Below are 19406 nucleotides of genomic sequence, written 5' to 3' on the forward strand. Positions count from 1 at the left end.
GTTTATGAAGCTATGCCTGATCCTCATGACCGTGACAGTCCTGCAGCTGCAGGCGGCCGTGGGATATTCGCAAAACCGGTTCTCCATCGAAAGCCGGCAGATCGAACTGAAAAAGCTCCTGGAGTGGATCGAAACGAAAAGCTCCTACCGCTTCCTGTACAATATCAAAACCTTCCCCGCCGCGGAAAAGGTAGATGTCAAATTCGACAATGCCACGCTTCCCGCCATGCTCGACCGCGTTCTGCAGGGCCGCTCCCTCACCTACAGCATCCTGGACGACGGGCTGGTGGTGATCTCGCCCGCCAGACAGGAAGAGAAGATCACCGTCAAAGGCAAAGTGCTTTCGCCCGAAAACAACGAACTGATCGGGGTGAGCATCCAGCTGAAGGGTACCAGTCAGGGCGTCGCCACCGACGAACGGGGCAACTTCAGCCTGCAGGCGCCCCCGAACGGCGTGCTGATCATTTCCTATATCGGGTTCCAGCAGCAGGAAGTGCCGGTTAACGGGCGCACGCAGCTCCCTAACATTATCCTCCAGCCCTCCAGCTCCGGACTCAACGAAGTGGTGGTGCTGGGTTACGGGCAGAAACAGGTGCGCCAGAGCATCACGGGCGCCATCAGCAGCATCCAGACCAAAGAGCTGAAGCAAAGCCCGGTAGCCAACCTCACCAACGCCCTCGCAGGCCGCCTCCCCGGCCTGATTACGGTACAGCACAGCGGCCGGCCGGGTGCGGATTATTCGCAATTATTTATTCGTGGTATTAACACAACGGGATCGACCAACCCGCTCGTGGTGATCGACGGCCTGCCCCGGGGCAACGCCGACCTGGGGCAGCTCGACGCGAATGAGATCGAGTCCGTTTCCATCCTGAAAGACGCCTCTGCCACGGCGCTCTATGGCATCCAGGGGGCTAACGGCATCGTGCTGGTCACCACGCGCCGCGGGCAGGAAGGACCTCCCAATATCCAGATCAACGCGCAAACGGCCATGCAGCAGCCGGTTACTTTCCCCAGGTTCCTCGATTCCTACAAATCCGCCCAGCTGCAGAACGAAGCCGCGAAAAACGACGGCATGGCGCCCCGCTGGACCGACCAGGAGCTTGAATATTTCCGCACCGGCCTCAAGCCCTACGATTATCCCAATACCGACTGGTACACCGAAATGGTGCGCGACTTCTCCCCGCAGAAAACGCTCAACGTGAACATCAACGGCGGTTCCAAATATGTGCGGTATTTCGTGTCGGGATCGTACCTGCGCCAGGAGCCCCTGTACAAGCACGGCAACGATAACATCTACGGCATCAAATACAAATACGACCGCTTCAACTTCCGCTCCAACATCGACATCACGCTCGACAAGAACACCGACCTGCAGGTTGACCTCGCTTCCCGCCTGGAAAACCGTACCAGTCCTTCCCTCGACCGCGTGGGCCAGGAGTTGTACTGGGTGATCCTGTCGCAGATGACGAATCATCTTACCCCTGTCAGGAACCCCAACGGCAGCATTGCTTCCGGGAATATGCGGGAGGATTTTTATAACCTGTACGGCGTGCTCACCCAAAACGGCTACCTCGATGCGTACTGGCATAGCACCAGCGGCTCGGTGGCGCTCACCCGCAAGCTGGACTTCATCACACCGGGGCTGAAGGTGAAAGGCCTTTTCACGTTTGAGAATTACGGTGATATCAATGTGGCGTTTGACCAGGAGTTCGATTCGTACCGGTACAAATCGAAGCCCGGCACGCATACAGGTGAATATTTCCAGCACCGCACCGCCACCAGCCTGTCGCGCTCCGGTTTCAGCAGCGGGCAGCGTTACTATTGTTACGACCTGAAACTAATGTACGATCGTGATTTCGGGAAGCATTCGCTGGGCGGGCTTTTCCTCTTCAACCGGAACTTCCGCTCCCAATCCGGCGACCTGCCCCGGGTGTATGAAGGTTATGTGGGAAGGGTGACGTACAACTACGATAAAAGATACTACCTCGAGTTTAACGCGGGTTACAACGGGTCGGAGAACTTCCCGGTGGGCAAGCGTTACGGCTTCTTCCCGGCGGCATCCGCGGCATGGATGATCAGCAGTGAAGATTTCATGCCGAAAGATGGCGCGCTCAGCTTCCTGAAGCTGCGCTTCTCGCACGGTTATGTGGGTAACGACCAGATCGGCGGCGGCCGCTGGCTGTATATGTCCGACTTCTCGCGCACCGACGGTTTCACCTTCGGCAGCGTGGCTACCGGCGTGGGCGGCTATTACGAAAGCCGCATCGGCAACACCGCCATCACCTGGGAGAAAGCCGCCAAAACCAACCTGGGTTTTGAAACGGGTTGGCTGAAAGACAGGATCAAATTCAACGTAGACCTCTTCCGCGAGCTGCGGAAAGACATCCTGACCTACGCCGGCACCATTCCTTCGTACCTCGGTATTACGGCAGACATCAACCGCAACCGCGGGCGGATCATCAACCGTGGCGTGGAAGCAGATCTGCACCTGAATATGGACGTAGGGCGCGTGGGGCTCTTCGCGAAGCTCAATTACCAATATGTGAAGAATAAGATCCTGGAGATGGATGAGCCCAAGCTGCAATATGCGCACCAGAGCATCACCGGTCTGCCTATCGGATATGGTTTAGGATATGTAGCGGAAGGATTGTTCCAGTCGCAGGCGGAGATCGACAGGCATGCCCGTCAGATTTTCGCACCGCTGATCCCCGGCGACATCAAATACAAAGACATTGACGGCAACGGCGTGATCAACGAAGCCGACCGCGTGATGATGCCTTTGCTGAACGTGCCTACCAGCTACTTCGGCGCCACGCTGGGCATCGATTACAAGGGGCTGGACGTGAGCGCACTCTTCCAGGGCGCCCTGGGTGGCCGGCAGATTTATTCCGCCCAGCTGGTGTGGAACTACCGTGAAAGCTACCGTCCATTCCACGAAGGCCGCTGGACGCCGGAGAACGCCGCCAACGCCACCTTCCCGGCGCTGCACTACTCCGAGAGCAATATGGGCAACAACTTCATCAATTCCAGCTACTGGGTGCGCAAGACCGATTACGTGAAACTCAAAAACGTAGAGATCGGGTACCGCCTGCCGAAGCACTGGACCAGCAAGGTGAAGATCAAAAACGCCCGTATTTACGTGAACGGCATGAACCTCCTCAGCTGGGACAACGTGCGCGAACTGGGCATCGATCCGGAATCCAATGCGGGCGACCGCTGGGGCTGGCAGCCTTATCCCATCATGCGCGTATTCAACGCCGGTATCACCATCAACCTCTAAACCCGCATCATGAAAATAGCAAGCATAACGAAGCGATCCATCTGGCTGTTGCTGCCATTTCTTTTCGCATGCAACAAGAATTTCCTGGACCGCAAACCCAGCGACAAGATCACCGAAGCAGAAGTATTCAGGAATATCGAGAACGCTGAAAAATTCGTGAACGTCATCTACCAGAGCCTTCCCAACCTCTTCAAGCCCGGAAGCGCCTGGATGCTGAGCAGCGCCACCGACGAAACAAACCAGGCTATCGACGCATCGGCTACCAATCCCGATGCCGGGAGCTTCAACAACTCTTCCATGAGCCCGGCGGCCTTTCCCATGCAGGGCCAGTGGGCCGAGTACTACGGCAAGATCCGCTCCTGCAACCTCTTCCTGGCCAACTACAACAATATACCCAACGATCCGAATTACCCGGAACGCAAGTCGCGCATGCGCGGTGAAGTACTGTTGCTCCGGGCGTACTATTACTTCCAGCTGGTCATCCGCTGGGGTAAAGTGCCGTTGATGACGCAGGTGCAGAATCCTTTCGACAATCCGGACGACATTTATTACAAACGTAATTCCATCGATGAAGTGATGCAGGCGATCGTCCAGGACCTGGATGAAGCCGCTCCGCTGCTGCCGGCGAACTACGCCGCCCGTCCGAATAACTGGGGCCGCGCCAGCAAGGCCATTGCGCTCGCGCTGAAAGGAAGGGTGCTGCTCTATCATGCCAGCCCGCTGTTCACGCCCGTGAGATCGCAGGCCCGCTGGGACCTCGCCGCAGACGCCTGCCGCGCTGCGCTGGATACCGCATTGAAAAACGGCTACGCACTGAATGCCAATTACAGCGACGCCTTCACACAATACTTCAACCGCGAAGTGATCTGGAGCCGTCCGGCCCCGGGAGCTTACCGCGATGGCGGCCTCGACCAGGAGCTGAATCCCCGTGGCGCCGGCGGTTATGGCAACATCAATCCTTTGCAGGAGCTGGTGGATGATTACGAAATGAAACCGACCGGCCTGGCCATTTCCGATCCTGCATCCGGGTACAACCCGCAGCGGCCGTACGACAACCGCGACCCGCGCTTCTACGCCACCATCCTTTATCCCGGCGCCATGTGGAAAGGCCGCTCACTGGACCCCAACGACGCCGACGCGCCGAGGCCTGGCCAGGTGACCACCAACTACTGGCCCCGGAAATATCTCCTCGAAAGCGTGAACCTCTTCAACCTCACCGGCGCCACCGACCGCAAGTGGGTGCTCATCCGCCTGGCGGAACTGTACCTCAATTATGCCGAAGCGCAGTTCGAAGCGAAAGGCGCCGGCACCGAAGTGCTCGCCGCCATCAATGCCGTGCGCGACCGGGTGGATATGCCCGCTTTCAGCGGCGGCCCGGATGATGTAGTACGTGCTAAAATCCGTAATGAAAGGAGGATCGAGCTGGCGCTGGAAGATCACCGCTTCTGGGACGTGCGCCGCTGGAAGATCGCTGAAACCGTCGACAACCGCGATGTGCACGGCGTAAAAGTAACCGGCCAGGGCAACGTGACGTATGAATATCCCGTGGTAGAGAAACGCAAATTCACCGTCACCCAGGACCGCGACTACTGGCTGCCCGTTCCGCAGAACGAGATCGACAAAGTATCGGGCCGCAATGATGAATTCAAACAAAACCCCGGATGGTAAAACTTCTCAAACCGACAACGACCATGAAACATATTGCATTCAGCCTGATGGCTTTGCTGGTGCTCATCGCATCGGCAGGCTGCAAGAAAGAAAAGGGTTTCGAACATGATCCCAACGCGCCCGTGGTGATCGAGAAATTCACGCCGGCCATCGGTGGCGCGGGCGTGGAAGTGCTGATCTATGGCAGCAATTTCACCAAAGACACGTCCGGCGTTACCGTTACAGTGAACGGCGTGCCCGCATTCGTAGCCGGTGTGGTGGAAGACCGCATCCTCATCGCCATCCCGCCCAAAGCCGGAACAGGCAAGATCGAAGTGAACATCCGGGGCAACAAGGCTTCCAGCACGCAGGAGTTCGGCTATCAGCCTTCCACCGTCGTAACTACATTTGCCGGCAGCGGCAACGAAAGTTATGTAGACGGCGCAGGCACTGAAGCATCTTTCAATATCGGCAACCGCTGCGGGATCGATATCGATGAAGACGGTAACCTGTACGTTCCCGAAGCCGGCAACCGCCGCGTGCGCAAGATCGCGCCCGACGGCACGGTGACCACGCTCACGGGGAACGGGAATAACGGATACAAAGAAGGTACTGCCAACGAGGCTGAGTTCTACATGCCGTTCGACGTCGTATCGGCTGGTAACGGCGTGGTATATGTGTCTGACCCTTCGGCATGGACGATACGGAAAGTGACCGCCAACGGCACCACTTCGCTGGTAGGATGGTTCGAGGCCTGGGGCCTCGGCATCGACCGGCGCAATGGCATGCTGTATTATTGCGACGCCAGGGCGGAAGGGAGCGTGTACCGCGTAAACCCCAACGACGGCTCTTCCACCAAGATCATCACCGGCCTCAGCTACCCGTCCGACGTGGCGGTGGACAGCAAAGGCAATCTCTACGTGGTGGTGAATGGCAGCAACACCATCCGCCAGTTCAAAGCGGATACCTGGGAGGCGGGTGTTACGATCGGCAGCGGGCAGGCAGGGCTGGTGAACGGTCCGGCAGCATCCGCGAGGTTCGACCTTCCCTGGAGCGTAGCCGTAGACGCGAACGATAATCTATTCATCGCCGGTAACGGCAGCTGGGATGGTTCCGCCACCAACACCAACCAATGCATCCGTTTCGTAAAAACCGAGACCTGGGAAGTAAGCACCTTCACCGGTGGCAGCACCGCGGGATTCGCGGACGGCACGGGCTCCGCGGCGTTGTTCAGCGCGCCTACGGGCGTGGTGGTGGCGCCCGATGGCGTCGTGTATGTAGTTGACAGAAGAAATAACAGGATCAGAAAAGTAATTGCCGAATAAAAAGTTATGCAAAGAGTAATGAAACATCTGCTGGCGGTCTGCATTTTTGCAACCGCCGGCTTTTCCGCCGCCGCGCAGCAAGCGGCCTACAAGTGGAATGAATTGCCTGTGAGAGGCCTGCTGATGAGTGTTCCCAAGCAACAGGACGTTCCGGTGTTCTGCGAGTTTATCCGTAATGCGTTGCCGAAAGAGGGCGTCAATACTTTGGCGATCCGTATCGAGTACAGCTATCAATACAAATCGCATCCGGAACTGGCGGAGAAAGGCGCGTTGTCTGAAAGTGACGTGAAGCAGATCGTAAAAGCCTGCCGGGACGCGAAGATCCGTCTCATCCCGACGATGAACCTTTTCGCACACCAGTCGGAGCAAACGGAAATGGGGCCTTTGCTGAAAGCTTATCCCCACCTCGACGAATCCCCTGACTTCAATCCGCCGGTTCCCTGGAAAAACGGCGGGATGTTCGATTTTTACAGCAAGAGCATTTGCCCGCGCCACCCGGAATTGTTGAAGATTTTCTTCCCGATGATGGACGAGCTGGTAGCGGTGTTTGAAGCGGACGCATTGCATGTGGGGCTGGATGAAGCGTGGATCATCGGGTATGATAAATGTCCGCGCTGCGGCGGGGGCGACCGTTCGGAGATTTTCGCGGAATATGTGAATAAACTGCATGGCCATCTGAAGGAAAAGAATGTGGAAATGTGGATGTGGAGCGACCGGCTCATCGATGGTAAAACATCCAACCTGCTTGCCTGGCAGGCCAGTATGAACGACACACACCGCGCCATCGACCGCATTTCAAAAGAAATCGTGATCACCGACTGGAAATATGAAAGCGCCCCTCCCACCCCGGGTTACTTTGCGCTGAAAGGGTTCAATGTGCTGGCGAGCCCCTGCTCCAACGCGGAAGTGGCCATCGACCAGCTCAACCAGGTGCTTGCCATCCGGAAAGATGCAACCCGTGCCGAGTGGGCATTACCGCTGGGGCAACGCATGCAGGGCATGTTCGAAACGATGTGGTTCAATTCCAAAGAATTCATCGACGCGTATTATGAGCGCGGGGAATATCGCCCGTTGGCGAAAGACAATGTTGTGGCTTTCAAGAAACTTTTCAAAGCGATCCGCGAAGCGCAGAAAAAGTAATCTACTGTCCGATTCCGGAAACCCTATACCAGCGAAGCCGCCCATCCGGGCGGCTTTCCTTTTATCCAGCAACTCCAACCGCACATACGCGCAAAAATTTCCACTAGGTAGCATTACCTATAGGCAGACGCATCCGGCGGATTAATTTTGTCGCAGAAAAAGAAATTAACCCCATCATGAAAAAGTTGTTATGCGTATTCCTGCCTGTCTTCCTGCTGCTGGCAGCCTGCAAAAAAGATCCGAAGCCGGTGGATCCCGGAACGGAGCAACCCGGCAAAATCCCTTCCGATCCGGAAGCGAGGCCCGTGGGCGACCCGATCGGTGACCCGATCATTACCACCGTTACGCCTGCCGGTGCTACCATTACGTCGGAAGACGGCTCCTTCAAGCTGCGGATTCCCGTTGGCGCGGTGACGGAAAATACCGATATCGAAGTGCAGGAAGTGGTGAACACGGTGCAAGGCGGCGTGGGCAGGAGTTTCCAGCTGCTGCCGCACGGCAAGATATTCGCCAAGCCCGTGACGCTCGAATTTTCGTGGGCCGGCAACGAAAGCTGGGTGAATATCCCCGAAGCGATGGGGATCGCCTGGCAGGACGATAAGGATTTCTGGCGGCTGGCAAAAGCGCCGGTGGTGAATAAAGCGCAGAAAACCGTGTCCGTTCAAACGGACCACTTTTCCAACTGGGCCCTGCTGCAATGGTTACAACTCAATCCCGTGGCTACTACCGTGAGAGAAGGCGGGCAAACGGTCCTTTCCGTTACCACGTACATCCCGCTGGCCGGCGACGACCTGTTTACGCCTTTGGTGCCGGCTGATGGCCAGGATGTTACGCTGGGAGAAGGGCGCCCTTTGCCGGGGAGCTTCATCAAATCCTGGGCGGTGGGCGGCGTAGGCACCGTGAAAGGGAACGGCGGGCTGGGGACCTACTCCGCTCCCGCCACCGTAGCCAAACCGGAGATCGCAAACGTGACGGCTACACTGAAAGACAGCAAGCGCCAGTTGATGGTGGTGAGCACGGTAACGGTGATTCCCGACGGCATTTCGTTCAGGGTTGACGGCGGTGCGTGGATAAACTTCCCCGCTCATTCGGGATTTGACGAAACCACTTTCGAAATGTCGGGGATGGGTGAAGAAGGATACTTCGTTGTTGCCTGGCGCGGCGGCACGGGCAGCATGGGTTGGGAGCGCTTAGGCAAGACAGCATTGGTTTTCGCGGACATGCGCACCGCGAAAAACTACGCCAGCATATGGTACGACAAGGCATTGAAGCGCTATACCCCTGCTGGCGGGGCTTTGAACGTGAGCGAATTTGGCGGAAAAGGTGAAATGGTGAGCGGCAGCTTCAGTATGTCGGGAGGCGGTGTGTTCATCGACAACGACCAGGACCCTATCGGGAAGAGCACCATCGAAGGGTATTTTTCCGTAAGGCATGATCTTTGATTTTATGTCCGCATAATTTCATCCACGACCCGCTCATCCATTATTCCCCAAAACTTATTCATCCAGCCCCGCACATCCTGATGTAACCTCAAACTTATTGAATCCATTGCCCCGACATCCATTTGAGGCCCTTTAAAAGGTCATTCAGCCCCAATATTCAACGGTTCGTCCTGCTTAAACGCGCAGGGCGGCCGTTTTCTCCGGAACCCGAGTAACATATCAGGGCCGGTACCCGTTTAACGGTAGATTCATCCTGGCCCCCATCCATATGGTAACCTCAAAAGCCATTATTCATCCAGCTGACCCCGGAAATCCATGTAGCCCCAAACATCCATTTAGGCCCTTGTTGGCCTGTCGCCCCAAACTTCTGCGGTTCCGCCCTGCCCTCCGGCAGGGCGGCCGTTTTTACCGCTAATCCATTTGAAAGCGCCGTCCGGCGGGCCTTTGGCTTTTTTTCCTTATTTTAGCCACTAGCCAACTTGTTACAACATGAGCATATCTAAACGTACCCGAAACCTGATAATTGCAGTGAGTATGACGACAGGAACCGCCACCATGGCCCAGGCCCCGGCAGAACAAAATCCGTTCATGCAGGCCTACAACACCTCGTTCAAAGTGCCGCCTTTTGCGGAAATCAAGCCCGCGCACTTCATGCCGGCCTTTGATGCGGGGATCAAAGAGCAGCAGCAGCGCATCGGTGCGATCACGATGCAGCGCAGCGTGCCTACTTTCGAAAACACCATCGCCGCGCTGGAAAAGAGCGGTGAGCTGCTTCGCAACGTAAGCACGGTATTCTTCAACCTGACATCGGCCAATACCAATCCCGAACTGGAGAATATCTCGCGCCAGATCGCTCCGAAAATGGCGCAGAACTCGGACGACATCTACCTGAACCCCGCCCTTTTCTCCCGCGTGAAAACCGTGTACGAAAAGCGCGCCTCCGCCAAACTGACGCCCGAACAGGACCGCCTGCTCGAGAAAACCTATAAAGCCTTCGTGCGCAGCGGCGCCAACCTCGACGCCGCCAAACAGGCAAGGATGCGCGAAATCAATAAAGAATTGTCGCTGCTGACTGTGAAATTCGGCCAGCACCTCCTCGCCGAAACTAACCAGTTCGAGTTGATCGTGGACAACGAAGCCGACCTGGCCGGGTTGCCTGCTTCCCTGAAGACCGCGGCGGCCATCAGCGCCAAAGAAGCGGGGAAAGACGGGAAATGGCGCTTCACCCTGCACAACGCCAGCGTGATGCCATTCCTGCAGTATTCCGCCAACCGTCCGCTGCGCGAAAAAATGTACAAAGCGTACATCAACCGCTGCAACAATAACGACGAGCGCGACAATAAAGTGATCGTAGGCCAGCTGGCCAGCCTCCGCGCCGAAAAAGCCGGTATGCTCGGCTACACGTCGCATGCCGACTTCGTGCTGGAGGAAAACATGGCCAAAACGCCCGCCCAGGCCAACGACCTGCTGAACCGCCTTTGGGAAGCCGCGCTGCCCGTAGCGAAAAACGAAGCCGTGGAAATGCAGAAAGTGATGGACCGCGAAGGCAAAGGCGAGAAGCTGGAAGCATGGGACTGGTTTTATTATGCCGACAAAGTGCGGAAAGAGAAATATAACTACGACGCCGAGGAGCTGCGCCCGTACTTCCAGCTGGAGAACGTGCGGGATGGTATCTTCGCCGTGTCGAAGAAGCTGTATGGCATTACGTTCTCGCCGCTGAAAGATATCCCGGTTTACCAGGAAGACGTGGTGGCGTATGAAGTGAAAGAAGCCAACGGCGACCACATCGGCGTGATTTATATGGACTTCTTTCCGCGGACGTCCAAGCGCGGCGGTGCCTGGATGACATCCTACCGCAAACAGGCGCTCGAAAAAGGGAAGCGGGTAGCGCCCGTTGTGTCTATTGTCTGCAACTTCACCAAACCCACCGGCAACGAGCCCGCATTGCTTACGCCTGACGAAGTGGAAACCTTTTTCCATGAGTTCGGCCACGCGCTGCACGGCCTGTTGTCGAACGTACGGTACGAAACGCTGAGCGGTACATCCGTGCCCCGCGATTTCGTGGAGCTGCCCTCGCAGATCATGGAGCACTGGGCGTTTGAGCCAGAGGTGCTGAAAATGTACGCCAAACATTACAAAACCGGCGAACAGCTGCCCGCATCCCTCGTGAAGAAAATGGACGACGCGTCCAAATTCAACCAGGGTTTCGTAACTGTCGAATATCTCGCCGCCTCCATCCTCGACATGCAATACCACAACCTGGCCCCCGGCGCTAAGATCGATCCGCTGCAGTTCGAAAAACAACAGATGGACAAGCTCGGCCTCATCCCGCAGATTGCGCCGCGCTACCGCAGCACGTACTTCCAGCATATTTTCGCCGGTGGTTATTCCGCGGGATATTACAGCTATATCTGGTCCGAAGTGCTCGACAGCGATGCATTCGCAGCGTTCAAGGAAACGGGTAACATCTTCGATCCCGCCACAGCCCAATCGTTCCGCAAGAACGTACTGGAAAAAGGCGGTACCGCCGAACCGATGGACCTCTACAAAGCATTCCGCACCCGCGCCCCGGAGGTGAAGTTCCTCCTGAAGAACAGGGGCCTCGAAAACTAATTGAAAACCAAACGAAAGGCCGGAGACTATCTCCGGCCTTTTTTTACCTTATTACGCGTTGCAACATCTAAGACAAGCGTGTCCTGATATGCTTGTTTTAGCCGGGTTTTTAGTACATTTGCCAATACTAAAAGACAAAAAAACCCGTCCTGACGATGAAGCAAAAAATAAGCTGCCTTTTGATTGATGATGACAGGGACGATCAGGAAATATTCAAACTCGCGTTGCAGGACGTTAACGATGAAGTGCATTTCCTGTCTGCCGACGATGGTGTAGAGGGATTGCAGTTGCTGAAGTCCGGCGAGCATGGAACACCCAATTACATTTTCCTTGACCTGAATATGCCGCGTATGACCGGCAAGGATTGCCTCGCCGCGATCCGCAGCCAACCGCACCTTTCCGGCATTCCGGTCGTAATTTACTCTACTTCTTCCGACCCGAAAGACATCCAGGATACCAAGGCCCTGGGCGCCACGGATTACGTGGTGAAGCAATACAGCATTACATCGCTGAAGGAGATTCTCCGCCGTTTTTTCAACTGATTTTCTTCCAGATCCGCAAACGCTGCGGCAATTGCCTGTATTTCGCCGCTATGGTGGAATAGCGCAGGCTTTCTTTTGTGCCCAGGGCGAGGAAGCCTCCCGTTTCCAGGCTGTCGTCGAACAGCTGCAGGGCTTTATTTTGAAGGTCTTTATCGAAATAGATGAGCACATTCCGGCAAAGGATCAGCTGGAATTCGTTGAACGACCGGTCCGTAGCCAGGTTGTGGGGGGAAATGACCATCCGCCGGACAAGATCCTCCCCGAATTTCGCGAGGTCGTATTTTGCGGTGTAATACTGGCTGAAATCCTGCGTTCCTCCCGACTGAATATAGTTTTCCGAGTACTGTTTCATGAACCGCAGGGGAAAAATCCCTTTCCGGACTTTTTCCAGCACCGCCGGGTTGATGTCTGTTGCGTATAGCAGTGACCGTTGGAGCAGGCCGGCTTCCTTCAGCAGGATGGCCATGCTGAAAACTTCTTCCCCGGTGGAGCAGCCCGCGTGCCAGATGCGGATGAGCGGCGCCTGGGCGATAGCGGGCAGCACTTCCTTGCGCAGGAGCTGGTAAAAAGCTGGGTCACGGAACATTTCCGTCACGTTTACGGTCACCTCTTCCACGAAATGCCGGAAATAGGTTTCGTCGCCGAGCACTTTAGCTTTGAACGCATCGAGGCTGGCGAAGCGGTCGAGCGTAACGAGCCTGTTGAGGCGCCTTTTCAGGGAGGGGCGCGCATAATTGACGAAATTATACCCGTGCGTTTCCAGCACATCATGGAGGAACCCATCCAGCCACTCGTCCTTCATTTCTACTTGCTGCATACTCCTGCTTTACTTCCCTGCGTCGTACAGCCATACGCGCAGCAGGGACAACAACTGATCGATATCCACCGGTTTGCTGATATAATCCGACGCACCCGCGGCAATGCACTTCTCGCGGTCGCCTTTCATGGCCTTGGCCGTTACGGCGATCACGGGGAGATGTTTGGTGGCGGGGTTCGCTTTGATGCGGCGGGTGGATTCGTATCCGTCCATTTCCGGCATCATCATATCCATCAGCACGATATCCACTTCTTTATACTTTTCCAGCAATTGCAGGGCCTCGCTGCCATCGGTAGCCGAGATCACTTTCATGCCGAAGCTTTCCAGCGCGCGGGTGAGGGAGAAGATGTTGCGCACATCATCGTCCGCCAGCAGGATATTTTTGCCACGGAGCACTTCCGCCAGCCTGCCGAGACCGTTGCCGGGGCGTTCCGATTCTTTCTTCTCGCCTTCCACCAGGTGGAGGAAAAGCGACACTTCGTCCATAATCCGCTGGTACGAATTCGCGACTTTCACCACCACCGAATCGGCGTAGCTGCGGATTTTCGATTCCTCGTCGCGGCTGAGGTTCTTGCCGGTGAACACGATGATGGGGATGTTCTCCAGCCCTGGTTCCTGCTTCACCTGCTCCAGCGTATCGTAGGAACGTGCGTGGGAAACGCCCATGTCGAGGATCACACAGTTCACTTCCTGTTTGTGCAGCGATTCGAGGCTGCCGTTGATGGTATCGCGGATTTCGGTATTTACTTTATAGTTTTCGAGGAAGTATGCCAGCGCCTTCGCATGTTGCATATTCTCTTCCACGATGAGCACTTTGCGGGGGTTCTGATTGAGCATGAACTCGATCTTTTTGAAGATGTCGTCCATTTTTTCGATGGTCAGCGGTTTGTCGATGAAGTCTACCGCGCCTTTCGAAAGGCTCTTGAAACGCGCCTGGAAGGCGGACATGATATGGACGGGGATATGCCGGGTGAGGGGGTTGCCTTTGAGGTCTTCCATCACTTCCCAGCCGTCTTTCACCGGCAGCTGGATATCGAGGAGGATACCAGCGGGGATGTATTGTTCGGCGAGGGATTGCGCCTCATCGCCGCGGACCGTCACAATGCCCTTGTAACCCTTGCTCCGGGTGAATTCGAGCAGCGAACGGGCGAAGTTGAGATCGTCTTCCACGATAAGGATGCACTTATCGCCCGGCCGGATGGCCGCGCGGTCGTCGTCCACCGTACCCACCGGGATGGACTCGCTCACGAAGCGCTGGCGGTACACGCTCTTCTCTTTCGCGGGCATCAGTTCGGATGCGGATAATTTCTCCACTTTCCCGACGCCCGACGATACCGGCAGCAGTACGGTGAATTCGCTACCTTTCCCCGGCTCGCTCACCAGCCTGATCTCACCGCCCATGAGGCGCGCCAGCTCCCGGCTGATGGAAAGGCCCAGGCCCGTCCCGCCGAACCTCCGGCGCGTGGAGCCGTCTTCCTGCTGGAAAGCTTCGAACACCACGTCCAGCTTATCCGGCGCAATGCCGATACCCGTATCTTTTACACTGAAAGCGATGGTATTGGTGTATTCCGAAGGTCGGTATGCCCGCAGTGTTACGGTGCCTTCGTTCGTAAACTTGATGGCGTTGCTGAGCAGGTTGCGCAGCACCTGGTCGAGGCGCTGGCGGTCGGTTTCGAAAACGCCCTGCACATCTTCCGCGATGTCGTATTCAAACGTCACGCCTTTTTCCCGCGCAAGCGGTTCAAACAACGCGCGCATATCTTTCACCACTTCTTCCACTCCCGCTTCTGTATATACAATGTCCATTTTGCCCGCTTCGATCTTGGACAGGTCCAGGATTTCGTCGATGAGCATGAGGAGGCCCTTGCCGGAATTCTGGATCACGCGGGCATATTCGATCTGTTCCTGCGAGAGGTTGCGCTCGTTGTTCTCGACCATCAACCGCGACAGCAGCAGGATCGAGTTCAGCGGCGTTCGCAGCTCGTGCGACATATTCGCCAGGAACTCCGATTTGTATTTCGTGCTCTGCGCCAGCTCTTCCGCCTTGCGCTGTATTTCTTTGTTGGAATCTTTAACAAGGCGGTTGGTTTCTTCCAGCAGCCGCGCCCTTTCTTCCAACTGAGAATTGGCGTCTACCAGTTCTTCCTGCTGGGTGCGGAGCTCTTCTTCGGAAGCCTGCAGTTTCTCCGTCTGCGCTTCCAGTTCGCTGTTGGCGTTTTCGAGTTCACCATGCTGGGCTTGCAGCTCTTCAGCCTGGCTCTGCGTTTCCTCCAACAGCTCCTGGAGGCGTTTGCGGTTTTCAAGGATATGGATGACCGTACCGATATTCTGCACGGCGGATTCTAAGAATGCTTTTTCTTTATCGGTGAAGTTCCGTAGCGACGCAAGTTCCAGCACGCCCATCACTTTTCGTTCGTGGTACAGCGGCACGGCGATAACGGATTTCGGCTGGATGGCGCCGCAGCTTACCTGCATGCGCATCAACCCTTCCGGCACTTCTTCCAGCACGATGGTCCTGCGGCTGAGGGCGCTTTGCCCCGCCAGCCCTTCGCCGAACGACAGCACTTCTTCCAGCGCGTCCTTTTCGGCCGCATGCCTTCCGCAGAGCCGCAGGCGCATACCTTCTTCTGCGATGTAAATGGCGCCGGTGCTGCCGTTGATATAAGGCACCACGTAATTCAGCACGCGGCGCGCCAGTTCGGCGAGCTCGTATTCGCCGATCATATCGTCGTTCAGCGCCGCCACGCCCGATTGCAGCCATTCGCGGTCGGAAAGGTCGGTGAAGGATTTTTCGAGGGATGCGGCCATCCGGTTGAGCGATACGGTCAGCTGGCCGAGCCCGTCGTCCAGCACATCGGTGACGCGGGCGCTGTAATCGCCGCTTGATATTTTGGCCGCTACCTCCTGCGTCATGTGGATGCGGCGGGTGATGTCTTCGTCTTTCTTCTCCAAAATTCCCTGCAAAGCCACGCGTTCTTTATAATCACTGTTGACTTTCAGGAAGGATATAATGGTGATGATGATGGCCACCAGTGAGGCGATCAGCACGAAAACAGGTGTTGTGCTGGCGAAGGCGTTCATCCGGCTGGTCCGTTGTTGCAGCAACCTTTGCTCTGAAGTCTTCATTTCGCTGACGATCATCCTGGCCTGATCCATATGACTTTTGCCGCGCTCCATGTCTTCCGGCGTGATTTCCGATCCCCGCCTCCGCTTCTCTATATTATTATTCAGCACGGCCAGCCGCTGGCGAATCGCCTGCGTCAGGTCTTCCGCGGATGCCTGCTGTCGCGGATTGTCCGCCGTCATTTCCTTCGCCATACGGATATGGCGCATGATGCTATCTTCCGAGCCGCGGTAGGGAGCGAGAAAATCATTGTCGCCGGTGATGAGATAACCGCGCTGGCTCGTTTCGGCGTCTTTCAGGTGAGAAAGCACATCGTCGAGGTGACGGATTACCTGGTTGGTGTGATCTACCCAACCCGCCGTAGAAATGAGGTTGCGGATGCTGATGATGGAAGCTGCCGAGCCTACGACTAATAAAAAAAGCGAGAAACCGAAACCGATGATGAGGTTCCGCTGGAAGTTGGATTTCATGTATCGCTGTCTTGTATATGGTTTTCGAGTTGATGTTGATGTACGGGCAAAACAATGGTGAAGGAGGACCCTTCCCCTTCCCTGCTGGATGCAGTTACCAGTCCGCCATGGGTGTCGATGATTTTCTTGACGATTGCCAGGCCGATGCCGGTGCCTTCGAATTCGGTACGGCCGTGCAGGCGCTGGAAGATGACGAAAATTTTATCGAGGTAGCGCTCGTCGAACCCGATGCCGTTATCCCTGACGGTGATGCGGCAATACGGCCCCCCGGGATGCAGTTCCCCGCTGGCGCAAACTTCGCCGGTCCGTTCGGCGGACACGGTGATTTCGGGAGAAACCCCTTTGCGCGAAAACTTCAGCGCGTTGCTGAGGATATTCTGGAATACCTGCCGGATCTGGGAAGGGATGGCATGGAGCAAGGGCATGTCATCGATCCTGATCACCGCGCCTTTTTCCCTGACGAGCAATTCCATATCGTCGAGGATATCGCGGAGGATGGTATTGACGTCGGTGGGCCGGAACTGGCCGCCGATGGATATCTTGGAATATTCCAGCACATCGGTGATGAGACTGTTCATGCGCGCGGCGGAGGAAACGATCTTATTGAGGTAATGTTCTGCCTCGGGCACTTCCGGACCGAATTTGCTGCTGATGAGGTTGCTGAACACCTGTATTTTGCGCAACGGCTCTTTCAGGTCGTGGGAGGCCACGTAAGCGAATTGCTGCAGTTCATGGTTGCTGTATTCGAGGTCGCGGTTGGCCTGGCGGAGCTCCCGGGTGCGTTCTTCCACGCGATTTTCGAGCAGCTGGTTGATCATTTTTTGCTCGTGTATGTCGTTGAAGATGCAGACCCACTTGCCGATGGCTCCTTCCTTCCACACTGGTGTAAGGCTGAGCAGGTGGTACCGGAAGTCGCCTTCGCCGAGGGGCTTGATGCGCACTTCGAACACTTCCTGCTGCGCGGAGGCGATCGCCTTCCCGATGCATTCCGCTACCGAGGGCTCGCCCTCCGGCGTGTCGGGCAGGGCATCGGGCGACGCCGCATAGCGGTGCCAGTAACGGTTCACAAATTCGATGTTCCCTTCCGGCCCCAGCGTAAAAGCGATCTGCTGGATGGATTCCAGGATGGAACGCAGCTCGTCGAGGCTGTGCGACAGCGCTTCCTGCGCCAGTTTCCTTTCCATGACTTCCTGCCGCAACGCTTCCTGCGCTTCATGCAGCTCACGCGTCTGCTGGTGCAGCCGGTAAAAGGTGCTCACCTTCAGCAGCAGGATTTCCGGATCTACGGGCTTGGTGATATAATCAAGCCCGCCCGAGGAATATCCCCGGGTGATGAACCGCTTTTCCACGCTGACGGCGGAAAGGAAAATAATCGGTATGTCTTTCGACTTGCTATAGCCTGTTATTGCTTCTGCCACTTCAAATCCATCCATATCCGGCATCTGCACATCCAGGATGATAAGGAAATAGGTATTACGCAAAATTTTCCGCAATGCCTCTTCTCCCGATGCGGCCGTGTCCACTTTGAAATGATTCAGTTCCAGAAGTTGTTGCAGGGAATAAAGATTCTCAGGCCTGTCGTCAACTATTAAAATCATAATTCTCTCATAATCGGCTGAAAATTATTCATTTTTAAAACAAAACGACTGTAGATTCTTCTCCACACTCAATTTATTGATTATCAATTCGATATGACAAATATTATATGGCATGATTTTTAACGGCGGAAAATAAAAAAGGGAACAGCGCCTATCACCGCGCTGTTCCCGTCAACCTGGCCACTCTTTGATTCGTACTTACTTTTTGATCGTTACGGCTGATCCATTCCTGATTTCGTCGTTGGCCTTTTCCACAAGCATATCTCCTTCGCGGAGGTCTCCGAATATTTCTGTTTTACCATCTGCCTCCCGGCCTTTCTTCACGTCTACCCATTCCGATTTTTGTCCGTTGATGCGGATGACGAATACTTTTTCGGTGGAGTTGACTACGGCGGTGGAAGGCACGACGAACACGCTGTCGGCGGTTTGCATCGGGATGTGCACTTCAGTGATCATGCCGGGGAGGAGGAGTTTATCATTGTTATTGACATCCATTTCCACGCGTTGCGCGCGGAGGCGGGAGTCGAGCGCGCCGGCGAGGCGGTTGATGACCGCACTGAATTCGCGGTTGCCGAGCGACTTCACGACGAACTTCACTTCACGTTTTTCTTTGAGATACGGCGCATATGCTTCGGGCACGGCAACCACGAGACGCAGTTTTTTCTGTTCCTGCAGCGTGAAGAGCGGCATTTCAGAACCTTTGCCCGAAGGGCCCACATAAGCGCCGGCGCTCACGTTACGCGCGCTGATCACACCACCGAAGGGCGCCCTGATCTCCAGGTAATTGCGCTGGTCGGCGATTTCGCGGTAGGCGGCTTTGGCGGCTTCTTTCTGCGCAAAATCGCTCTGCTGCTTGGCGAAAGCCAAGTCGAGATCGTTTTGCGAAACGGTGCCGGGTGTGAGGCTGGTTTGATACAGACGGTCGTAATTGGCTTTGCTGGCTAGATACACAGCCTCCTGCGAGCGGAGCCGCGATTCGGCGCCGGCCAGGGCGCTCCCCAGCTCAGGGGCTTCCATGGTTGCCAGCACCTGACCGGCCTGCACGGTAGAGCCCACGTCCACATTCAGGCGGCGGACGAAGCTGTTCACCTTCGCGTAGAGGTCTACCTGCTGGAAAGCCTGCAGCTCTCCCGGCGTTCTCAGGGATGCGGAAAAAATATTTTTCGCGAGCGGGAAAGCAGCTACGGCAGTAGCCGGTTCCGCTTTTGCATTGTCCGGTTTGCTCTGCGAAACACCGCAACCGGCGAGCCATACGGCTGCAACAAGGGCCAGGCCCGGTGTTTTATTTATTCTGGTCATACAGGGAAGGTATATAGTGTTTACTGTCTTTATTTTCAGGATCGAGGGAAACGCTTTCGATGGATGCGGTCTTCATCACCCAACCGAAAACCAGCGGCAGGATCACCAG

The 19406-nt window shown here is 55.9% G+C and carries 11 protein-coding genes; 7 read left to right on the forward strand and 4 right to left on the reverse strand.

The features are described 5' to 3' along the window. The 7 genes from Q0510_RS14560 to Q0510_RS14590 form a co-directional block, all read left to right on the forward strand. A partial coding sequence (locus Q0510_RS14560) for a TonB-dependent receptor (RefSeq protein WP_298713156.1) occupies positions 1-3280 on the forward strand: 3280 nt, incomplete at its 5' end. A gap of 9 nt (positions 3281-3289) precedes the next feature. Continuing rightward, entirely contained in the window at positions 3290-4948 is a 1659-nt protein-coding gene (locus Q0510_RS14565) for a RagB/SusD family nutrient uptake outer membrane protein (RefSeq protein ID WP_298713158.1), read from the forward strand. Positions 4949-4971: 23 nt separating this feature from the next. Further along, the gene (locus Q0510_RS14570) at positions 4972-6252 is read left to right on the forward strand and encodes an IPT/TIG domain-containing protein (protein WP_298713161.1); all 1281 of its coding nucleotides are present in this window, start codon (positions 4972-4974) and stop codon (positions 6250-6252) included. An 18-nt stretch (positions 6253-6270) separates the two neighbouring features. Continuing rightward, positions 6271-7392: a family 20 glycosylhydrolase gene (locus tag Q0510_RS14575; RefSeq protein ID WP_298713164.1), complete on the forward strand. Its 1122-nt coding sequence runs from the start codon at positions 6271-6273 to the stop codon at positions 7390-7392. 176 nt (positions 7393-7568) lie between these two features. Next, the gene (locus Q0510_RS14580) at positions 7569-8834 is read left to right on the forward strand and encodes a hypothetical protein (RefSeq protein WP_298713167.1); all 1266 of its coding nucleotides are present in this window, start codon (positions 7569-7571) and stop codon (positions 8832-8834) included. Positions 8835-9368: 534 nt separating this feature from the next. Beyond that, positions 9369-11447 (forward strand): M3 family metallopeptidase, encoded by a 2079-nt coding sequence (locus Q0510_RS14585; protein WP_298713169.1) that lies wholly within the window; start codon positions 9369-9371, stop codon positions 11445-11447. 155 nt (positions 11448-11602) lie between these two features. After that, positions 11603-11989, forward strand: coding sequence for a response regulator (locus Q0510_RS14590; protein WP_298713172.1), 387 nt, complete (start codon positions 11603-11605; stop codon positions 11987-11989). Here Q0510_RS14590 and Q0510_RS14595 read toward each other — a convergent pair. From Q0510_RS14595 to Q0510_RS14610, 4 genes are all read right to left on the reverse strand, one after another. Next, positions 11982-12806 (reverse strand): protein-glutamate O-methyltransferase CheR, encoded by an 825-nt coding sequence (locus Q0510_RS14595; protein WP_298713175.1) that lies wholly within the window; start codon positions 12804-12806, stop codon positions 11982-11984. The two genes, Q0510_RS14590 and Q0510_RS14595, sit on opposite strands and share 8 nt — an antisense overlap. A 9-nt stretch (positions 12807-12815) precedes the next feature. Continuing rightward, complete coding sequence (locus Q0510_RS14600) at positions 12816-16400, reverse strand: response regulator (protein ID WP_298713177.1); 3585 nt, start codon at positions 16398-16400, stop codon at positions 12816-12818. Next, complete coding sequence (locus Q0510_RS14605) at positions 16397-17998, reverse strand: ATP-binding protein (protein WP_298713180.1); 1602 nt, start codon at positions 17996-17998, stop codon at positions 16397-16399. The genes Q0510_RS14600 and Q0510_RS14605 overlap by 4 nt, the downstream gene beginning before the upstream one ends. 198 nt (positions 17999-18196) lie before the next feature. Beyond that, the gene (locus Q0510_RS14610; protein ID WP_298713183.1) at positions 18197-19297 is read right to left on the reverse strand and encodes an efflux RND transporter periplasmic adaptor subunit; all 1101 of its coding nucleotides are present in this window, start codon (positions 19295-19297) and stop codon (positions 18197-18199) included. Between the last annotated feature and the right edge of the window lie 109 nt (positions 19298-19406).

Source organism: uncultured Chitinophaga sp. (assembly GCF_937874145.1).
Classification (GTDB): domain Bacteria; phylum Bacteroidota; class Bacteroidia; order Chitinophagales; family Chitinophagaceae; genus Chitinophaga.

Bases quoted from the DNA above. Each gene is read 5' to 3' on its own strand.
- Q0510_RS14565 (WP_298713158.1), top strand. From the start codon at position 3,290: ATGAAAATAGCAAGCATAACGAAGCGATCCATCTGGCTGTTGCTGCCA.
- Q0510_RS14570 (WP_298713161.1), top strand. From the start codon at position 4,972: ATGAAACATATTGCATTCAGCCTGATGGCTTTGCTGGTGCTCATCGCA.
- Q0510_RS14575 (WP_298713164.1), top strand. From the start codon at position 6,271: ATGAAACATCTGCTGGCGGTCTGCATTTTTGCAACCGCCGGCTTTTCC.
- Q0510_RS14580 (WP_298713167.1), top strand. From the start codon at position 7,569: ATGAAAAAGTTGTTATGCGTATTCCTGCCTGTCTTCCTGCTGCTGGCA.
- Q0510_RS14585 (WP_298713169.1), top strand. From the start codon at position 9,369: ATGACGACAGGAACCGCCACCATGGCCCAGGCCCCGGCAGAACAAAAT.
- Q0510_RS14590 (WP_298713172.1), top strand. From the start codon at position 11,603: ATGAAGCAAAAAATAAGCTGCCTTTTGATTGATGATGACAGGGACGAT.
- Q0510_RS14595 (WP_298713175.1), bottom strand. From the start codon at position 12,806: ATGCAGCAAGTAGAAATGAAGGACGAGTGGCTGGATGGGTTCCTCCAT.
- Q0510_RS14600 (WP_298713177.1), bottom strand. From the start codon at position 16,400: ATGAAATCCAACTTCCAGCGGAACCTCATCATCGGTTTCGGTTTCTCG.
- Q0510_RS14605 (WP_298713180.1), bottom strand. From the start codon at position 17,998: ATGATTTTAATAGTTGACGACAGGCCTGAGAATCTTTATTCCCTGCAA.
- Q0510_RS14610 (WP_298713183.1), bottom strand. From the start codon at position 19,297: ATGACCAGAATAAATAAAACACCGGGCCTGGCCCTTGTTGCAGCCGTA.